At 41.6% G+C, this 18,493-nt stretch carries 20 protein-coding genes; 7 read left to right on the top strand and 13 right to left on the bottom strand.

From position 1 onward, the window contains the following. Positions 1-69: 69 nt before the first annotated feature. Positions 70-1,926 carry a DNA ligase D gene (gene ligD / locus BQ4305_RS11120; protein WP_110927842.1) on the top strand — a complete coding sequence of 619 codons (1,857 nt, stop codon included), beginning with the start codon at positions 70-72 and terminating at the stop codon, positions 1,924-1,926. A gap of 22 nt (positions 1,927-1,948) precedes the next feature. On the opposite strand, the gene dapF is transcribed toward ligD, so the two are convergent. The 5 genes from dapF to BQ4305_RS11095 form a co-directional block, all read right to left on the bottom strand. Further along, a complete protein-coding gene (dapF, locus tag BQ4305_RS11115) occupies positions 1,949-2,935 on the bottom strand; it encodes a diaminopimelate epimerase (protein ID WP_110927841.1) in 987 nt (328 codons plus the stop codon). A gap of 93 nt (positions 2,936-3,028) precedes the next feature. Next, a complete protein-coding gene (locus BQ4305_RS11110; RefSeq protein WP_110927840.1) occupies positions 3,029-4,330 on the bottom strand; it encodes an NCS2 family permease in 1,302 nt (433 codons plus the stop codon). A 243-nt stretch (positions 4,331-4,573) separates the two neighbouring features. Then, on the bottom strand, positions 4,574-5,146 hold the full coding sequence (locus BQ4305_RS11105; protein WP_110927839.1) for a beta-class carbonic anhydrase: 573 nt from the start codon (positions 5,144-5,146) through the stop codon (positions 4,574-4,576). Positions 5,147-5,210: 64 nt separating this feature from the next. Next, on the bottom strand, positions 5,211-5,999 hold the full coding sequence (locus BQ4305_RS11100) for a hypothetical protein (RefSeq protein WP_110927838.1): 789 nt from the start codon (positions 5,997-5,999) through the stop codon (positions 5,211-5,213). Between the two features lie 217 nt (positions 6,000-6,216). Further along, complete coding sequence (locus BQ4305_RS11095; RefSeq protein WP_110927837.1) at positions 6,217-6,546, bottom strand: DUF4870 domain-containing protein; 330 nt, start codon at positions 6,544-6,546, stop codon at positions 6,217-6,219. 146 nt (positions 6,547-6,692) lie between these two features. On the opposite strand from BQ4305_RS11095, the gene BQ4305_RS11090 reads away from it, so the two are divergent. The 4 genes from BQ4305_RS11090 (at position 6,693) to BQ4305_RS11075 (ending at position 9,570) form a co-directional block, all read left to right on the top strand. Next, positions 6,693-7,475, top strand: coding sequence for an undecaprenyl-diphosphate phosphatase (locus BQ4305_RS11090; RefSeq protein WP_110927836.1), 783 nt, complete (start codon positions 6,693-6,695; stop codon positions 7,473-7,475). A 303-nt stretch (positions 7,476-7,778) separates the two neighbouring features. Then, complete coding sequence (locus tag BQ4305_RS11085; RefSeq protein ID WP_110927835.1) at positions 7,779-8,333, top strand: GNAT family N-acetyltransferase; 555 nt, start codon at positions 7,779-7,781, stop codon at positions 8,331-8,333. A gap of 183 nt (positions 8,334-8,516) precedes the next feature. Beyond that, the gene (locus BQ4305_RS11080) at positions 8,517-8,912 is read left to right on the top strand and encodes a CidA/LrgA family protein (protein WP_110927834.1); all 396 of its coding nucleotides are present in this window, start codon (positions 8,517-8,519) and stop codon (positions 8,910-8,912) included. Then, positions 8,887-9,570, top strand: a complete 684-nt coding sequence (locus BQ4305_RS11075; RefSeq protein ID WP_110927833.1) for an LrgB family protein — start codon at positions 8,887-8,889, stop codon at positions 9,568-9,570. The genes BQ4305_RS11080 and BQ4305_RS11075 overlap by 26 nt, the downstream gene beginning before the upstream one ends. 49 nt (positions 9,571-9,619) lie before the next feature. On the opposite strand, the gene BQ4305_RS11070 is transcribed toward BQ4305_RS11075, so the two are convergent. After that, positions 9,620-9,766: a YflJ family protein gene (locus tag BQ4305_RS11070; RefSeq protein WP_110927832.1), complete on the bottom strand. Its 147-nt coding sequence runs from the start codon at positions 9,764-9,766 to the stop codon at positions 9,620-9,622. 49 nt (positions 9,767-9,815) lie between these two features. Continuing rightward, positions 9,816-10,904, bottom strand: a complete 1,089-nt coding sequence (locus BQ4305_RS11065) for an undecaprenyldiphospho-muramoylpentapeptide beta-N-acetylglucosaminyltransferase (protein ID WP_234396941.1) — start codon at positions 10,902-10,904, stop codon at positions 9,816-9,818. A 131-nt stretch (positions 10,905-11,035) separates the two neighbouring features. Here BQ4305_RS11065 and BQ4305_RS11060 point away from each other — a divergent pair, with 131 nt between their 5' ends. Then, positions 11,036-12,400 carry an MATE family efflux transporter gene (locus BQ4305_RS11060; protein ID WP_110927831.1) on the top strand — a complete coding sequence of 455 codons (1,365 nt, stop codon included), beginning with the start codon at positions 11,036-11,038 and terminating at the stop codon, positions 12,398-12,400. A gap of 231 nt (positions 12,401-12,631) precedes the next feature. Next, positions 12,632-13,003 carry an Hsp20/alpha crystallin family protein gene (locus BQ4305_RS11055; protein ID WP_199880649.1) on the top strand — a complete coding sequence of 124 codons (372 nt, stop codon included), beginning with the start codon at positions 12,632-12,634 and terminating at the stop codon, positions 13,001-13,003. 48 nt (positions 13,004-13,051) lie between these two features. Here BQ4305_RS11055 and BQ4305_RS11050 read toward each other — a convergent pair whose 3' ends face one another. The 6 genes from BQ4305_RS11050 to BQ4305_RS11025 form a co-directional block, all read right to left on the bottom strand. Then, the gene (locus BQ4305_RS11050) at positions 13,052-13,831 is read right to left on the bottom strand and encodes a CAP domain-containing protein (RefSeq protein WP_110927829.1); all 780 of its coding nucleotides are present in this window, start codon (positions 13,829-13,831) and stop codon (positions 13,052-13,054) included. A gap of 379 nt (positions 13,832-14,210) precedes the next feature. Then, positions 14,211-15,470, bottom strand: a complete 1,260-nt coding sequence (gene ltrA, locus BQ4305_RS11045; protein ID WP_110926455.1) for a group II intron reverse transcriptase/maturase — start codon at positions 15,468-15,470, stop codon at positions 14,211-14,213. 158 nt (positions 15,471-15,628) lie between these two features. Further along, complete coding sequence (locus BQ4305_RS21470) at positions 15,629-15,799, bottom strand: hypothetical protein (protein WP_199880500.1); 171 nt, start codon at positions 15,797-15,799, stop codon at positions 15,629-15,631. 296 nt (positions 15,800-16,095) lie between these two features. Beyond that, positions 16,096-17,355 carry a group II intron reverse transcriptase/maturase gene (gene ltrA / locus BQ4305_RS11035; protein WP_110927828.1) on the bottom strand — a complete coding sequence of 420 codons (1,260 nt, stop codon included), beginning with the start codon at positions 17,353-17,355 and terminating at the stop codon, positions 16,096-16,098. A gap of 158 nt (positions 17,356-17,513) precedes the next feature. Further along, the gene (locus BQ4305_RS21465) at positions 17,514-17,684 is read right to left on the bottom strand and encodes a hypothetical protein (protein ID WP_199880500.1); all 171 of its coding nucleotides are present in this window, start codon (positions 17,682-17,684) and stop codon (positions 17,514-17,516) included. Positions 17,685-17,949: 265 nt separating this feature from the next. Continuing rightward, positions 17,950-18,393 carry a FixH family protein gene (locus BQ4305_RS11025; protein WP_110927827.1) on the bottom strand — a complete coding sequence of 148 codons (444 nt, stop codon included), beginning with the start codon at positions 18,391-18,393 and terminating at the stop codon, positions 17,950-17,952. Between the last annotated feature and the right edge of the window lie 100 nt (positions 18,394-18,493).

Raw genomic sequence — 18,493 nt, 5'->3', positions numbered from 1 at the left:
TTCGAAAAATTTTTGGCAGAATCACTTGAAACATTAACGTTAAATATAAAGGAAAAAGGAGAATTGATCATGAAGCCGATGCTTCCGACTTACCGCACAGATTTTCCGAAGGGGACGGAATGGCAGTATGAAATAAAATATGATGGTTTTCGTGCCATTCTGAGAATTGAGAAGGATGGAAAGGTAAAGCTTGATAGCAGAAATGAAAAAGAACTGCTCTCTTCTTTCCCTGAAATTAAAAACTGCCTGTCCGAGATTGATTTTTCTGCTCATGCTCCCTTAACCCTGGACGGAGAGCTTGTTTGGCTGGAAAATGAGGGTAAAGGCGATTTCGGCCATCTTCAATGGAGAGGAAGGCTGAAGACCAAAAAGACAATTGAGGCGGCTGCCGAGTTTTCCCCATGCAGAATGCTTGTATTCGATATGCTGGAATATAAAGGTGAGAACGTAACCGGGATGCCGTTAAAAAAACGAAAAAATCTGCTCAACGAGTTGTTTATTGCATGCCGCCTGCCCCTTATCCCTGATCCACGTACGAGCAAACTGATTCAGTTATTACCAGCCTATGAACAGCCGGATATTTGCATAAAAAAAACGATTCTCCTGGACGGTGAAGGTGTTGTGGCAAAACTTCCCACAAGTACATGGGAAGCCGGAAAACGCACTGAAACGTGGGTTAAAATCAAAAACTGGCGCACTGTTCCCTGTTTCATCAGCTCGCTGGATAAAGAGTCTGGGTATTTGTCCCTTTCCGTTTTCAAAGGGAATAACATTGTCATGATCGGCAAAGTCAAAAACGGTTTTACACAAGAAGACAGACGCATAATAAGTGAATTGGTTAAGAAAAATGCTGTAATGGAAGATGAATACCAATATTATATTCAGCCTTCCATCTGTCTTGCTGTTCATTATCTCCATGCCTACAAGGAAGATGAGCTGCGTGAACCGGTATTTTCTCACTGGCTGCTTGATAAGGAGCCAGATGAATGCACCTGGGAAACCTTTTTGATCAGCCAATTTACATTTCCGGAATCTGTGACGGTCACTTCTCCAGATAAACCTATTTGGCAGCTGAAAAATGAATCGATTCTCAAAATCCAGCTTCTTCAGTATTTACGTCAGGTTTCATGCTGGTTCCTTCCTTTTCTGCAAGACAGGGCTTTAACGAATATTCGGTTTCCTCACGGCACACTCCAAGAGGAACGTTTTTTCCAAAAAAATATTCCGGATTATGCTCCGTCGTTTATTCAAACCGGGCTGGAGAACGGGCATGAGCATATTCTCTGCAATAATTTAGAAACGCTTTTATGGCTGGGCAATCAGCTGGCCCTTGAATTTCATACACCATTTCAAAAAATTGGACAAAAAAAGCCTGATGAACTGGTACTGGATTTAGACCCTGCATCCCCAGGTGACTTTCCTCTTGCCATTAAAGCGGCACGTGCTGTATATGATACACTTAAACCGCTAAACCTGGCCGCATTTGTCAAAACATCTGGAAATAAAGGACTGCAAGTGCATATCCCTCTTCCGGATAATACGTTTACGTACAAAGACACCCGGATATTCACGGATTTTCTCGCCTCTTACTTGACCGGACTGCATCCAGAGGATTTCACGATTGAGCGCCTGAAGAAAAAAAGAAAAGGCCGTCTTTATCTTGACTTTGTCCAGCACAGTGAGGGAAAAACGATTATCACCCCCTACTCTCCGCGTGGAAATCATTTTGCAGGTGTCGCCGCGCCTTTATTTTGGGAAGAAGTGAATGGAAAACTGAAAATAGAGGATTTTAATCTTTTGACGGTACCCGAGCGGATTAAAAAACAGGGATGTCCGTTTACCTCCTACAGGGAAGTGGATAACAGCGACCCTTTTCGGGAAATCCTTTCTTTTTTGAAAAAGAAAAAAGGGACGGCTGCCCATTAGGCAAGCCCTCCCTAAAAAATAATTATACAGTCGCTAAGTATTCCTTCACTTCCGCCTGCAGTTTTTTGTATAGCTCAGTTTCTTCAGTATATAGCTCCCGTTCTTCCAATGTGAATGAAGAAGGTTGAGCAAGATCCACATTTACGCTCGTTTTGTATTCATAGGTCGCATTACCAATCAGATCGATCCAATATCGGCCTGTTTCAGCATCATGATGTACTACACACTTGACCTTACCGCCATTATTATAAACGGAGATTTCCTGATCGGCCTCATTCAGGCCGATCAGGCAGGTTACCAGACTTGAAGCAGACATGGCCGTGCCGCATGCATTCGTAAAGCCGACTCCCCTTTCATAGGTTCGGACATAAATATTGCCGGGTTCCAGGTTTTTGACAAAGCTGACATTAACGCCGTCGGGAAACAGCGCATTCGGTTCATTGACCCCAGCCGCAAGTTTTTCCTGTATATCTGAAGCAAGAATCTCACTGCTGACCATCGCTACAAGATGCGGATTGGGCACTGCTAAAGCAGAAAACAAAAGTGAATCATCCAGTTCAGGCAAACGTTCATTTAACAGCTTTTCCTTATCGATATGGAGCGGCAGATCTTCCGGATTAAAACTCACTGGAGAAATTTCCACTTTAAACGTGGGAATCCCTGAGTAAATTTCTTCTGTTTTTTCCACTTGAAGATCCACTTTCATCGTTTCGATAACCATGCTGGTCTTTCCCAATACTTCTGAAACGAACCTGGCTACGCAGCGCAGACCATTGCCGCACATGGAGGCTTCAGAGCCGTCTGAGTTAAAAACCCGCATTCTGGCATCCGCCCGCTCACTTTTGAGAACGAACAGGATTCCATCCGCTCCGAGTTCACTTTCCCTGTTACATAGAGACACAGCCAGGTCTCTGCGCTCTTCTTCTGTGAAAGCAAGATCGGCAGTTAATTCATCAATGATAAAAAAATCATTGCCTGAGCCGTGGGTTTTTAATAATTCAATCTTCATTCCTCAATTCCCCATTTCTAGTGCTTTTTTCATTTCATTATAATCGCTTTACTCTTCTTTTCCTATAGGTCTCTTGTGTGTTAATACTTGCGGTTATTCTAAAGTTCCGATCAAAAAATAGCCCAGGAATAAGAGAGCAATAATGAAAATGGCCGGGGAAATTTCCTTCCTTCTTCCTGTCACAAGCTTCAAAAATGGATACATAATAAACCCAAACGCCATACCATCAGCTATGCTATAAGTGAACGGAATCGCTGTCATGATTAGAATCGCAGGAATACTTTCTGTGAAATCGCTGAAATCCATTTTTTTGATGGTACCGATCATCAATATGCCTATGATGATGAGAATCGGAGCGATCGCTGTATCAGGAATGATTTTAATCACTGGGATGAACAGCAGAGATGCTAAAAACAGCACCCCTGTCATAATGGACGTCAGCCCTGTCCGTCCGCCGGAAGCAATGCCTGCCGCAGTTTCTACAGTCGCGACTGTCGGACTTGAGCCAAACAATCCGGAAAGCAGAACAGAAACACCAGTAGCCTGAAAGGACTTTTGATAACCCTCTTGACGCTGCAGGCTTTCCATGTGGCCGTGCACCAGTCCAATATTTTCAAAAATCAGCACCATCGACATGGTAAAGACAGCCATCCAAAATTCAGCCGTATTGATTTCCAGAAAGGATAAGGAAAGGAACACATTTTCATATGCATCCCCATTCAGTCCAGTCCATGTAACCCCTGAAAAATCAATATTCCCCAATAATGCTGCAATGACGCTCCCTCCCAAAATTGTCAGAAGGAAATTCCCTGGAACATTTTTTATAAACAGAGCTATGGCAAGAAAAAAGGTCAGAACCATAGCCAATACTTCAGGATCTTTAAAGTCCCCTATCGCGATAATCGAATTGGTACCCTTCTCAATAAGCCCGCCCTTTTCCAGTCCAAGCAAAATTAAAAAAAGGCCCAAGCCTACAGATATCGCTTCTTTTAACGAATTGGGGATCGAATCATTCAGCAGACGTGAGTATTTTGTAAAAGCAATCAGGACAAAAATGAGACCGGAAATAAAGACCGCTCCCAAAGCAGACTGCCAGCTTAATCCCATCGCCATAACCATTGTATAGGCAAATAGAGCATTGACCCCCATTCCCGGTACAAGAATAACGGGAACATTTGCCCAGAAGCCAATGAAGATGCAGCTGACCGCAGACAAAAGGATGGTTGCTATAATTGCTCCATCCAGAGGAATTCCGGCTTCTCCTAAAATGAGAGAATTAACAATCAGAATATAAGCAATTGTAAAATAACCGATCATCCCGGCAAACAGTTCCCGGTTCAGATTTGTGCCATACTTCGAAAGGCGGAATATAGTATCAAATTTTGTTTTTTTCATGATGTTCCTTCTATATATTATTGTAAGTCCCTCTCCCACCCGTTTGTATACGTGACAAACCGCACCTAAAAATTTTAACAGAAAAAGCACTCTAATAAAAGGCATTTACACTTTATGGACAAGAGATAAGGCTGGTTTGGCAGTACATAGAATTCTCACCTTGAAAATAACGTGCCCTTTACTCGTTCTCCTGCCAATCCTTTTTAAATGAAAAGGCCGCCGAAAATGGCAGCCAAGATTTCATTATTTCTTTATTTGCTCGTATCCGTTCACGACAACTTCTAATTTCCCGGTATCCGGAGAAACAATTAAACCGTGGACTGGAACGCTCTTAGGAATCAACGGATGATTCTTGATAATATTCACGCTTTCTCTGACACTTTCATATACATCGTCAAAGCCCTTTAGCCAGCTGCGAAGATTAATTCCAGAATGTTCAATCGTATCGATTGTTCCTTCAGGAATATCCCGGTCCACCATCTGCTTGATCACTTCATCCGGATTAACAGAAGCCATTCCGCAGTCATGATGCGGAATAACAAAAATCTCATCCGCTTTTAGCTGATACACAGCAACAATGATACTCCGCATAACGCTGCCGAACGGGTGTGAAACAATACCTCCTGCAGTCTTCAGAAACTTAACATCCCCATTCTTAACATTCATGGATTTAGGCAATAATTCAACCAGCCTGGTGTCCATACAGCTAAGAATAACCATCTTCTTATCCGGGAATTTGCCTGTCCGATATTTTTCGTATTCTTCCTCTTCAACGAACTTTTCGTTATAATCTAAGATTTCTTCCAACAGTGTCATTATTATCATCCCTTATTTCAATATATGTATTGCCTATTTATTATATCAAACTTGGTTTCATTTTTTAATGGTCATAATGGTGGAAAAGTAATGCGCACACTCCCCAAACGGCGAGTCTTTCTTTTTCACCTGCCAATGTGGTGAATGTCAGGACAGGCGTATTCGGTTCAAAACGTTTCTGCCATTCCCACGGCATCCATCCGGTTTGTATAACGGCAATACTCTTGCCGGCTGCTGTTTTTAACGGAAAGTCCCGAATGGTATTCTTTTCCGGTATAATAATCCACTCGGAATCTTCAGAATCATATAGACAGCCGTTTCTGACCAAAGATTTTTTTTCATGATAATAGCCAATAATCGTTCCTGATCTATTCTTGATTTCCATCGAATTTGAGAAAAATCCTTTGACACGATAAAAGGCCAGCACATCTCCTTCAGCACTCACCAATTCATAACTTTTCGGTAAGAATACGGAGATTGCTCCCGGAACCATCCACATAAACCATCTCATATTTTTGTCACGAAGCTCACCCAAAAGAGCACCGTTCGGCTCAAAAAGCAACAGTCTTAACGTCGGAGCCGGCATGAACTGCAGCAGTACAGTCTCTTCTCTGTGCAGACTGCCTGTGGCTATTTTTTTCTCTTCTAAATCCCGCGCTCTTTTAGCATATACATCTGAACTGAAGAAATGGGCTGTGCTGATAATGAGAAACGGCACCGTAACAAAGAAAACATTGGAAGTGATCAAGCCGGAGGCACGCAGAATGAAGAAGACGATTGCAAGACCTAAGAGAATCCACGCCGCCCAAAAATTGGATTTTGCTGTCTTTAAATAATAGTCACGTATATTCATACTTCGCTCCTTGCTTGAACCGTCGTATCCCTATCATTCTATTTCTTCTTCCAGCCGATTAATTCCTCTTTTTTCCTTATAAAGAGCATCAGCAAACCGGAGATAAAAATAGACTATCAAAAACAGTTTTCACAGCAGTTAACGTAAGCTGCCAATAAAAATGACCGCAGACGAACCCGTTTTTAACGGGACATCTGCAGCCTGGCAAAATTCCAAATTATAGAATACGGAATATAAACGGGATTCTATACTCAATCCCTTCAAAAGCTTTAACTGCAGCAATGATGGTAAACACTACAGCTGCCAATCCTACAATAGGGGCTAATACAAATCCGATCAGCACCAAAGTAAGCAGACCTGCGATTATTCCGTAAACCGTATAAGATATTAAAAAATTCAAATATTCACGGCCATGGTAGTCAATAAACGGCGAAGAATCCTTTTTAAGAAGCCAAATGACTAAAGGGCCTATAAAAGCAGTAAAGAAACTTAGGACATAAATTAGGACAGCCAAAAGACGGTCATCAGATTGCAGTTCATTTTTCATTTATTCCACCTCCACTCTATTTATACGGACAGCTATGCAGAAAGTTCCCCTCTTTTTTGTATTCTGAAAAATTCTGACATGATTATTTATATCATACATAAGCTGATAGAAGATTGTCCCACTTTTAAAAGGAATGCGGTGATTTTTTGTTAACTGAACTGCAGGCTCTTATACTCGGAATTATTCAAGGTCTTACGGAATTTCTTCCTATTTCAAGTACGGGACACCTTTATATCGGCAGGCATATGTTTGGATTGGATGAAGCCGGCATCTTCCTTGATGCGATGCTTCACATCGGAACACTGCTCGCTTTGCTGACCGTTTATAAAGATGAACTCGTGAAAATAATTAAAAACCCTTTTTCCAGGCGTTCCGCACTATTGGCTGTCGGTACACTCCCAGCTGTAATTGCTGGAATTCTGCTGAATGATTGGTTTGATAATCTGTCCAAAACTGGGTCATCAATCGGATGGGAGTTTTTAGTTACAGGATGTATCTTATGGTGGGCTGACAGTGCTCGAAAAGGACGAAAAACACTCGATGAGGTCACATTGAAGGATGCCATGATCATCGGAAGCTTCCAGGCTGCTGCAATCATGCCCGCCTTATCACGTTCCGGGCTGACCATTGCCTCAGGACTTCTTTGCAGGCTGGACAGAGAAACAGCTGCCTATTTCTCATTCTTGCTCTCCATTCCTGCCATAAGCGGAGGGATACTATTTCAGCTTAAACCCGTTATGATGGGGCAAATCGAACCTATCTCGCTGTCTTCCCTGCTTACAGGAACCATTGCCGCCTCGATTTCCGGATACCTTGCTGTTGTATGGATGATAAATTTTCTAAAAAAACGCTCACTGAAAATATTTTCTGTCTATGTGTGGCTGCTGGGAGCCCTCATCTTATGGATGCAGTACTCCGGAAAATTTTAATGATATGGCTTAATTTAAGCAAACGATTGCTTTTGTTAAAATTGGAAGAAAATTGACGAAAAAAATACATAAAAAGAGGTTCCCAAACGTGTGGAAATTTAGTATTATACCTACGTAAGATATTTTTTTGATTTATATACTTTCTGACAATAAAAATAGGGAAGGCAAATGGTGCGCCACCGGAGTTCCTCCGGTTCTAGTGGGTTCGATTCCCACCCCGAAATTTTTTGATGAACGATTTTAAAAAATTTCGAGGGTGGGCAGCATGACTCATGAGGACTGCTCTCAAACGGAGGGACGGAAATGTTAAAGAAAAGAGATTTTATGGAATGCAGTTCTCTTTATCATCTAATGACGCATCCAGATGTCTTCCCTTTCGTGCGCCAAAAAGTTGATTCATATGAAGAATATGTATTCGCAACAAAGCAAACGATTGAGGCTGAAGAATCAGGATTGCTTATCTCAAGGACCATTCTCGATGAATGGGAAAACCCGATCGGCTGTATTTCGCTTTATGATATAAAAGATAATGCAGGATTTTTAGGAACCTGGCTGGGCAAGCCATTCCATGGCAAAGGCTATAACGCCCTGGCAAAGGATGCTTTTTTCAAAGAATTATTCTTTGAAGCAGGTATCGAAACAGTTTTTATGCGCATTCGTAAGGTTAATCTCCGCTCCATTAAAGCTGCGAAGAAATTGCCTTATGTAATTGAAGCGAATGAAACAAGAAAAGCCTTATATGATCAAATCAATCAGGAGGAAGAAATTTTCGATTTATTCGAGATTTCGAAAGACCTGTATACCTTCTGGCTGTTCAGACAGCAGGAGGAAGACGATCAGCAGCTTATGGAAGCTTAATAAAGCATTTTTTATAGAAGTAGTCCGGCCTGCATGCAGCCGGGCTTTTTAATGTCTATTGCCGTTCATTTGCAATTCCTCCAATTCTTTTCTACACTTCTTCGCTATCTTTCCTTATAATAAATACATTCACATACTTTACTACTTTTATAGAGTTAACCAAGAAAGGATCTGTAATACAACATGAAAAGAGTCGTTCAGTACTTCATTTCATTCGTGTTCCTGCTATTTCTTTACGAGATATGCACCTGGATAACAGAATTGATTCATCTCCCAATACCGGGTAACGTTATCGGAATGCTATTATTATTCATTTTATTACAAACGAAAATCGTCAAGTTAGAATGGGTTGAAGCCACTTCTGGCTTCCTCGTCAAACACCTTGCCTTTTTCTTTGTCCCTATCGCAATCGGACTGATGACCATGGGGCCCATGTTCAAAAGATACGCCCTGTCTCTTGCCGTTGTCTTAATCGTCAGTCTTATTATAGGTTTCGTAATTGCAGCATATACCGTTCAAAGACTTTCCCAAAAAGAGGAGGAGGCTGAACATCATGACAGTGCCCATTACCATCTTTAATATCCTCCTGACGGCTGGTGCGTATCTCGCGGGAAGGAAAATATACGCAAGATTTCCGACTCCTTTTACCACTCCTGTCTTTTTTTGCATTGTAGTTATTATTACAATATTTTCTATAAGCGGAATTGATTATAACGATTATAAACCTGCGAAGGATTTTATTTCCTTCTTTCTTGGACCGGCAACGATCGCTTTGGCTGTTCCTTTATATAAAAACAGAGAGATTATTAGAAAGTTTGCTGTTCCTGCATTATGCGGGATTATATTCGGTCTTGCTGTGACACTGTTCACGGCCATCCTGATCGGCAAGGCTTTTTTCCTTAGTTTCGTGATGCTTCAGGCTTTGGCTGTTAAATCTGTCACAGTGCCGATTGCTATTGAAATCATGGACATAAATGGAGGAGATCAAAATATTACTGCTTCCTTTGTCATCCTGACTGGAGTATTGGGTACCATGCTTGCTCCATGGATTATGGATAAGATTCATATTAAAGACCCTTTTTCACGGGGAATCGCTTATGGCACAATCGCTCACGGACTCGGCACGGCTCAGGCAAGCCAAGAAAGTGAATTCACTGGTGCAGTGGCTGGAGCAGCAATGGCGATTGCCGGAATTGTTATTTCACTTGTCTATCCCATGATCCAGCATCTTCTCTAAATAAACAATATAAGAAAGGCCCAAAACCTTGAATGGTTTGGGCCTTTCTTTATGTCCTTTCGATGATCTGCGCATACAGATTTCTCAGAACATGCATTTTATATAATTCCAGCTTTTTTCCTTCAATAGGGTGTTTGGTTATGCCCCTCGCCTTCAATTCACGAATGAACCATCCTTTGGTATATAAATAGGCCATCTTCCATCCTCCTCCTCTATACTTGTATGTATAGAAGAGAAAAATCATGCTATCTTTTCTTGCCTAAGCTGACAAGCAGTTTATACATCTCATTTGCTGTCTTGAAAGCTTTTTCCTCTCGCATTCTTTCCTGATAAACAGCCTTCTTTTCAATCAGCTCTTTTACATTGCGGCTGAATTCATCAAAAGGCAAGCCGCCCTCTTCATCCATGACCTTGCAAAATCCCTGTTTTTCGAAACTTTTGGCATTCAGGATTTGGTCGCCCCTTGATGCCTTGGCTCCCAATGGAATGAGAAGCATGGGTTTTTGAAGTCCCAAAAATTCGAATATTGAATTCGATCCGGCACGGGATACAACCGCATCTGCTGCCGCAAGCATGTCAAACAGTTCTTCATGCACGAATTCAAACGCCGCATAACCAGGCATTTTAAGGTCTTCGTTTACATTTCCTTTTCCGCATATATGAATGATTTGATACTCTTTTAACAGTGCCGGCAAATTATCGGTGATTAAATGATTGATTCTAACAGCTCCAAGACTTCCTCCCATTACTAAGAGAACAGGGCGGCTAAGGTCGAATCCACAAAATTCTCTCCCTTTTTTCGCATCACCTTTGAAAATCCCTTCTCTCAGAACGGCACCGATATACATTGCCTTCTCTTTGGGAAGCTGTGCTGCTGATTCCTTAAATGTCGTTAATATTTTGGTGGCCATCGGCATTGCAATCTTATTCGCCAGTCCTGGCGTGTAGTCTGATTCATGGATGACAATCGGAATACGAAGCATCTTTCCTGCTATAACAACCGGAACAGACACGAAACCGCCTTTAGAGAAAATGAAATCAGGTTTCGTTTTCTTTAAAATCTTTCTTGCATCAAAAATTCCTTTTATGACTTTAAATGGATCTTTTATATTTTCTTTGGATAAATAACGGCGCAGTTTACCGACCGTTACCGTCTGATAACTAATATCAGGGAACTCTGTCTCAATAATATCTTTTTCAATACCATTTTTTGAGCCGATATAGGTTATTTCCCAATTATTCTTTTGAAATTCAGGAATAATGGCCGTATTGACGGAGACATGCCCTGCTGAGCCGCCGCCGGTAAACACGATTTTCTTTGACAAAATACTCACCTTCCAAACTAAAAATAACTTACCACTCATCATACCATATATGATCACTTCAGAAATTAAAAACCTATAAATATGTCAAAGATATGATATAATCCCATCATTGCGAAAATTTTTCTAAATGAGGTTTATCTATGAAAAAGACAACGACTTTACAAGGAAAAGCCAGTCAGCTGGCATCCATTCTCTTCCCTATTCTAATCACTCAGGTTGGCTTATATCTGATGACATTTTTTGATGTGATGATGTCGGGGCAGTACAGTACTGAGGATGTAGCAGGCGTTTCCATTGGAAGTTCGCTTTGGACCCCGGTATACACCGGATTAAGCGGAATCCTGATTGGTCTTACGCCTATTGTTTCACAGCTGATCGGAGCCGGAAAAGGAAAGAATGTTTCGTTTTCAGTTATACAGGCTGTTTATTTATCCACTTTCTTGGCCCTTGTCCTTCTCTTAATCGGATCCTTCGTATTAAATCCGCTTCTGAACTCAATGGGACTGGAACAGCCTGTTCGGGAAGTTGCCTTCGATTATTTGATAGGACTGGCAATCGGGATTGTGCCATTATTCATCTACAATGCACTTCGGTCATTCATCGATGCGCTTGGCCAAACGAAAATATCAATGATTATCACTTTACTGGCACTTCCGGTGAATATTGTGCTAAATTATCTGCTGATTTTTGGAAAGTTCGGTTTTCCTGAGCTTGGAGGAGCAGGTGCAGGTTATGCTACGGCTATTACCTACTGGATTATTGCAGCAGTGGCCTTTTTTATTGTCAAAAAGGTGAATCCATTCCATCAATACAGGGTTTTCCATACATTCTTCCGCGTTTCTTTTAAAGAATGGAAAGCTATTTTGGCCATTGGTGTACCGATTGGCTTATCGATTTTCTTTGAGACCAGTATTTTTTCAGCGGTCACGCTCTTGATGAGCAATTATGATACAGTCACGATCGCTTCGCATCAAATTGCTTTGAATTTCGCATCATTGCTGTACATGATGCCTCTCAGCACAGCCATGGCATTGACCATAATTGTAAGCTTTGAGACAGGGGCACGGCGTCTAAAAGATGCAAAGCAATACGGTCTTATCGGAATTGGTCTTGCAGTGGCAGCGGCCATTCTAAGCGCAGCTATCCTTTTCTTCTGCCGCGATGGAATTGCAGGACTATATACGAAGGATTCCCTAGTGATTGCGATGTCCAGGCATTTTCTATTATATGCAATCTTTTTCCAGGTCTCCGATGCCATTCAGGCACCGATTCAAGGCATCCTGCGGGGCTACAAAGATGTGAATGTAACCTTCTATATGTCACTCATTTCCTATTGGATCATTGGGCTTCCAAGCGGCTACTATTTTGCAAACTATACCGATTGGGGACCATATGGTTACTGGCTCGGTCTGATACTTGGCTTGGCGATCGGGGCCTTGACCCTCGGATTAAGACTCATTTACATTCAAAAACGCATGCAAAAACAGCAGTCTGGCGCTATGTAAAAAGCAGCACGAATTAAAGAGGATCAGAATGACACATTCTGATCCTCTTTTTTATAATCGTTTACAAATTGCCAGAAGAACGCCTGGGCATTCGTCAGCATAGAATATGATTGAATAATTTATTTTAAGGAAAGAGGAATGCAGATGTTTCCTTGGAGTTCAATTTTTTCTTTACCTAAAAACCAAAAAGATTTTTTGAAAAATATGGATCAAAGCGAAGTTAAGACCTTTATGGAACAACTATTTTCACAAGTCATGCCAGACAGTGTTCAATCCATGATGAATCAAGGAAATCAAGAAACCCGCCAACAGCAGAATCCTCAAACTTCACTTCAAGCTGAGGTGCTTGAGACGCTTTCTTACGTCTTCATCCGTATTCCTATGGAAGATGAGTCTTTATTAAAACAAGCAAAGATTTACCACACATCTAATCAAACAATCATTGAAGGGATACCGGAAAGCGGTGATCAGCATACGATTACTCTCCCTTCCCTTGTTCGAAAAAAAGGTGCATATGCTCAGTATAAATCAGGCATTTTGGAAATCAGGCTGCTGAAAAATGCTGATCAGTCCTTTTCAGAAGTTGATGTGCCGGAATTTTAACAAAAAAAAGAATGCCCCCTGAAAAGGAGGCATCCTGTATGGCTGTTCTTATTTACCAATGAACATTTGTGTCCAGTAGTTACCAGACTCCACATATCCTACACCAATATGTGTAAAGCTGGAATTCATAATATTTTCACGGTGCCCTTGGCTATTCATCCATGCTTCGACTACTTCTTCAGGAGTCTTTTGACCCATAGCGATATTTTCGCCTGCTGATTTATAGCTGATTCCGAAAGATTTCATCATATCGAAAGGTGAACCGTAAGTTGGGCTTGTGTGATCGAAATAGTTTTTGTTTTTCATATCTTGTGATTTAGTGCGTGCCACTTTGCTCAGTTCATTATCTAATGTTAATGGAGAAAGACCTTGTTTCGCACGTTCTTTATTTGTCAGTTCAACTACTTCTTTTTCAAACGCGCTTACTTCTGAATTAGCTTCAGCAGCTGCTGGTTTTTTCGCAGTTTCTTCTTTTGCTGATTCTTTAGGAGCTGTCTGATTAGATGAAGGCTTTGCTGATTCAGCTGGTGCAGCCTGTTGAGTTTGCTTTGCTTGTTCTTGCTGTTTAGGAGCTTGTCCGGCAGTTGTTGGGATTTGGATTAACCCGCAATTTTGCTTTAGTTGAGCAGCAGGCAATGTTACATTATATTTTTGCTGGATTTGTTTTAAAAGATCTTCCAATTGCTGTTGGTTATGTACATTCTTTACAATAACCTTTTTATTAACTTGATATTTTACTTGAGCTGCATCCGCTTGCTGAACGCCTGCTCCTGAAAATAGAATTGCTGCAGCCGCTGCTGCTGAGAAAATGATTTTTTTCTTATTCATGTTTGTCCTCCTAGTAATCTTGTTGTCTTGCTTCTGGAATCATCATATCACGCTTTTTTTGTAATAAAGACACCATCAATTACCAGCAGGGCTTGAACAGGCCTTATCCGCTTGTTCAAGAATCCGGAAAGCCTGAAAAACCGGGATTTTCAATAGTTTTTATTAATGGAATGAACAGGCGATTTATCCAGACTGCACCAGTCAATGGAAGTTTCCTATAACTGTTTCCATTGACCTACTAATTTCATAGTCTTGACAATTTTTTCACTCTGTTTCTATGTAACTTTTTTTACAATTTTGTTACAATCGAGTAGGAGGGGGTGATTAACCCCCGACCTCTCACACCACCGTACGTACCGTTCGGTATACGGCGGTTCCATTAAGTTTGACGCAGAAATTCATATCGATTATATAAACTTTTCAACCCTCGGTGACTCCAATACAAGTTATTGAGGGTTTTGTGTAAGATTGGACTACAGGCTATTCTCCAATATTTCTTTCTGGAGTTTCCCCATTCATATGCCTTTTGGTCAGGGACACCTAGACCTTTGAGTTTTCTTACTCTTGTCCTCGGTTTCTTCCATTGTTTCCATTCAAGCATACGGAGTCTCCGTCTAATCCACTCATCAAATTCTTTAAATTTACTTGGTGTATCAGCCAATGCAAAATATCCACACCATCCCGTTAGATATTGATTTAGTTTCTCGATTCTAACTTCCATAGGAATTTGTTTAGAACGGGAGGTTAACTCCCGTATTTTAGCCTTAAGCCTTTTAATACTTTCATTGGCTATTCGAACCTTCGGTTTCTTATTGACCGTAAAGCTAAAGCCAAGAAACTTTCGTTTCCACGGGCGATCAACTGCTGACTTTTCTCTATTTACTTTGAGCTTTAATTTCTGCTCAATAAAGCATGTAATTGAGTTCATCACTCGTTCTCCAGCTTTCTTCGATTTCATGTAAATATTACAATCATCGGCGTAGCGGACAAACTTGTGACCTCTCCTTTCTAACTCTTTATCAAGTTTATCCAAAAGGATATTCGAAAGAAGGGGGCTCAGTGGACCTCCTTGTGGTGTTCCTTCTTCTGCATCATAGACTACACCATTCATCATAATTCCTGCTTGGAGATATTTCCGTATAAGTTTCAAGACCAGCCGGTCTTGGATTCTACTTGCTAATATCCCCATTAACTTATCATGATTGACTCTATCAAAGAATTTCTCCAAGTCCATGTCAATCACCCATCTATAACCTTCACTTATATATTCCCTTGCTTTACGAACCGCATCATGACCTCTTCTATTTGGTCTAAACCCATAACTATGTTCTGAGAAGGTTGGGTCAAGAAGTGGGGTTAGAACTTGGGCGATAGCCTGTTGAATGAACCGGTCTGTCACGGTAGGTATTCCTAGTAATCTTACTCCACCGTTCGGTTTCGGGATTTCGACTCGACGGACTGGGTTAGGTTGATAGGTACCTTCCCTTAATGAATCACAAAGAGTTTCCCAGTTCTCATAGAGATGTCTTCGTAGGGATTTTACGGACATTCCATCTATGCCGTGACTCCCTTTGTTCTTCTCCACACGTTTAAGTGCTTCTATTAAGTTTTCCCGTGACAGAATCAGATCCATTAACATGTGATATTTCCTTTCGACGTGAACGTAGAAATCTAATTATGTTATTCCTGCTCCACCCTCATGAAGTCCCCTGTGGAATTCACCACTTCCTCCTTCAAGTAAGTCCTTTCGGATTGTCTGCTTCTATACAGGAATTATATGCCTAGTTCTCGTTCTTCCTAATAGTTCAGTCCTTCCCATTCCATCTCGAGTTGGAATGGTACTATGACCTCGGCTGACTTCTGATTGTTCAGCTGTCCATCGCTGGATAGGTTACCAAGGGAACTTGGCGTTCCAATCAGACCTCCCCGGGTAAGAGTACAGTCTTTCCCTCCATCTATCTGCTTCATTTACTCTGTACCACCTTCGGCAGTAAGGACTTCGTTTTGTTGTGCAAACTCATCCAATGGTACCTAGCCTTATATGAAGTTCGTGTTCCTCAGACCGGAGGTTTGCCGCTCGCTTCCTTCAGATTCTGCGTCACCACAGACACCCTTGCGTTAAGCTAACCATTACTACTGCCTTCATGGTTCGGGACTCTCACCCTATAGACTGCACCCATGCCGGNATTGATCGAGTAGGAGGGGGTGATTAACCCCCGACCTCTCACACCACCGTACGTACCGTTCGGTATACGGCGGTTCCATTAAGTTTGACGCAGAAATTCATATCGATTATATAAACTTTTCAACCCTCGGTGACTCCAATACAAGTTATTGAGGGTTTTGTGTAAGATTGGACTACAGGCTATTCTCCAATATTTCTTTCTGGAGTTTCCCCATTCATATGCCTTTTGGTCAGGGACACCTAGACCTTTGAGTTTTCTTACTCTTGTCCTCGGTTTCTTCCATTGTTTCCATTCAAGCATACGGAGTCTCCGTCTAATCCACTCATCAAATTCTTTAAATTTACTTGGTGTATCAGCCAATGCAAAATATCCACACCATCCCGTTAGATATTGATTTAGTTTCTCGATTCTAACTTCCATAGGAATTTGTTTAGAACGGGAGGTTAACTCCCGTATTTTAGCCTTAAGCCTTTTAATACTTTCATTGGCTATTCGAACCTTCGGTTTCTTATTGACCGTAAAGCTAAAGCCAAGAAACTTTCGTTTCCACGGGCGATCAACTGCTGACTTTTCTCTATTTACTTTGAGCTTTAATTTCTGCTCAATAAAGCATGTAATTGAGTTCATCACTCGTTCTCCAGCTTTCTTCGATTTCATGTAAATATTACAATCATCGGCGTAGCGGACAAACTTGTGACCTCTCCTTTCTAACTCTTTATCAAGTTTATCCAAAAGGATATTCGAAAGAAGGGGGCTCAGTGGACCTCCTTGTGGTGTTCCTTCTTCTGCATCATAGACTACACCATTCATCATAATTCCTGCTTGGAGATATTTCCGTATAAGTTTCAAGACCAGCCGGTCTTGGATTCTACTTGCTAATATCCCCATTAACTTATCATGATTGACTCTATCAAAGAATTTCTCCAAGTCCATGTCAATCACCCATCTATAACCTTCACTTATATATTCCCTTGCTTTACGAACCGCATCATGACCTCTTCTATTTGGTCTAAACCCATAACTATGTTCTGAGAAGGTTGGGTCAAGAAGTGGGGTTAGAACTTGGGCGATAGCCTGTTGAATGAACCGGTCTGTCACGGTAGGTATTCCTAGTAATCTTACTCCACCGTTCAGTTTCGGGATTTCGACTCGACGGACTGGGTTAGGTTGATAGGTACCTTCCCTTAATGAATCACAAAGAGTTTCCCAGTTCTCATAGAGATGTCTTCGTAGGGATTTTACGGACATTCCATCTATGCCGTGACTCCCTTTGTTCTTCTCCACACGTTTAAGTGCTTCTATTAAGTTTTCCCGTGACAGAATCAGATCCATTAACATGTGATATTTCCTTTCGACGTGAACGTAGAAATCTAATTATGTTATTCCTGCTCCACCCTCATGAAGTCCCCTGAGGAATTCACCACTTCCTCCTTCAAGTAAGTCCTTTCGGATTGTCTGCTTCTATACAGGAATTATATGCCTAGTTCTCGTTCTTCCTAATAGTTCAGTCCTTCCCATTCCATCTCGAGTTGGAATGGTACTATGACCTCGGCTGACTTCTGATTGTTCAGCTGTCCATCGCTGGATAGGTTACCAAGGGAACTTGGCGTTCCAATCAGACCTCCCCGGGTAAGAGTACAGTCTTTCCCTCCATCTATCTGCTTCATTTACTCTGTACCACCTTCGGCAGTAAGGACTTCGTTTTGTTGTGCAAACTCATCCAATGGTACCTAGCCTTATATGAAGTTCGTGTTCCTCAGACCGGAGGTTTGCCGCTCGCTTCCTTCAGATTCTGCGTCACCACAGACACCCTTGCGTTAAGCTAACCATTACTACTGCCTTCATGGTTCGGGACTCTCACCCTATAGACTGCACCCATGCCGGGCGCACACAAAAAAGGGTAAAAGCAGCTGCTATCACCCTTCTTTTCGATCATTCATTAGTGTTTGTTCCCGCTCCCGGTGCGGAATCTCCTTCATCTGATTCCGGCTCACTGGGTTTCCCTACGATAAATTCCTTCTTAGGCATATTGTGCATGCTTCTCGCAGTTACATGGGCATACACATAATAGGTTCCCTCTTCTTTAAAAGATTTCTTCAGTGTATACCTTCCATTTTCTTGATGTTTTGCTTCAATGGTTTCATGGTTCTTGCTGTTCGCACGCCAAATCTCGAATGACACTTCATCGGCATCTGGTACTTCTTCGGCTCCGTATGTCACCTTCGCCTCAAACGATATGGATTCATTTGGTTTTGCCTTTTCCGGATTAACCGTCAAATGCACATTGAGCATTTGAGGTGTCTCTTCCACTTTTTCGTTTGAACAGGCTGATACGAGAATTATAGAAACAAAAGCGATTAATAGGATTTTTTTCATAACAGGATCCTTTTCATGTATGGTTTTTCGGATAAAGAAAGAAAAATAGATGGCTAGCTGCGTATTTTCTCGCTGATCCTATTCCAGTCCACATGGAAGT

This window comes from Bacillus massiliglaciei (assembly GCF_900098925.1).
GTDB classification, from domain to species: Bacteria; Bacillota; Bacilli; order Bacillales; family DSM-1321; genus Peribacillus; species Peribacillus massiliglaciei.
This window is presented reverse-complemented; position numbering and strand designations above follow the sequence as displayed.

Coding starts and splice junctions, on each gene's coding strand:
- BQ4305_RS11025 (WP_110927827.1), bottom strand. CDS start 18,393: ATGAAAAAAATCCTATTAATCGCTTTTGTTTCTATAATTCTCGTATCA.
- BQ4305_RS11095 (WP_110927837.1), bottom strand. CDS start 6,546: ATGAAAAATGAACTGCAATCTGATGACCGTCTTTTGGCTGTCCTAATT.
- BQ4305_RS11075 (WP_110927833.1), top strand. CDS start 8,887: ATGACAGTGCCCATTACCATCTTTAATATCCTCCTGACGGCTGGTGCG.
- BQ4305_RS11110 (WP_110927840.1), bottom strand. CDS start 4,330: ATGAAAAAAACAAAATTTGATACTATATTCCGCCTTTCGAAGTATGGC.
- ligD (WP_110927842.1), top strand. CDS start 70: ATGAAGCCGATGCTTCCGACTTACCGCACAGATTTTCCGAAGGGGACG.
- BQ4305_RS11105 (WP_110927839.1), bottom strand. CDS start 5,146: ATGACACTGTTGGAAGAAATCTTAGATTATAACGAAAAGTTCGTTGAA.
- dapF (WP_110927841.1), bottom strand. CDS start 2,935: ATGAAGATTGAATTATTAAAAACCCACGGCTCAGGCAATGATTTTTTT.
- ltrA (WP_110926455.1), bottom strand. CDS start 15,470: ATGTTAATGGATCTGATTCTGTCACGGGAAAACTTAATAGAAGCACTT.
- BQ4305_RS11100 (WP_110927838.1), bottom strand. CDS start 5,999: ATGAATATACGTGACTATTATTTAAAGACAGCAAAATCCAATTTTTGG.
- BQ4305_RS11050 (WP_110927829.1), bottom strand. CDS start 13,831: ATGAATAAGAAAAAAATCATTTTCTCAGCAGCAGCGGCTGCAGCAATT.
- BQ4305_RS11080 (WP_110927834.1), top strand. CDS start 8,517: ATGAAAAGAGTCGTTCAGTACTTCATTTCATTCGTGTTCCTGCTATTT.
- BQ4305_RS11085 (WP_110927835.1), top strand. CDS start 7,779: ATGTTAAAGAAAAGAGATTTTATGGAATGCAGTTCTCTTTATCATCTA.
- BQ4305_RS21465 (WP_199880500.1), bottom strand. CDS start 17,684: ATGAAGCAGATAGATGGAGGGAAAGACTGTACTCTTACCCGGGGAGGT.
- ltrA (WP_110927828.1), bottom strand. CDS start 17,355: ATGTTAATGGATCTGATTCTGTCACGGGAAAACTTAATAGAAGCACTT.
- BQ4305_RS11060 (WP_110927831.1), top strand. CDS start 11,036: ATGAAAAAGACAACGACTTTACAAGGAAAAGCCAGTCAGCTGGCATCC.
- BQ4305_RS11070 (WP_110927832.1), bottom strand. CDS start 9,766: ATGGCCTATTTATATACCAAAGGATGGTTCATTCGTGAATTGAAGGCG.
- BQ4305_RS11055 (WP_199880649.1), top strand. CDS start 12,632: ATGGAACAACTATTTTCACAAGTCATGCCAGACAGTGTTCAATCCATG.
- BQ4305_RS21470 (WP_199880500.1), bottom strand. CDS start 15,799: ATGAAGCAGATAGATGGAGGGAAAGACTGTACTCTTACCCGGGGAGGT.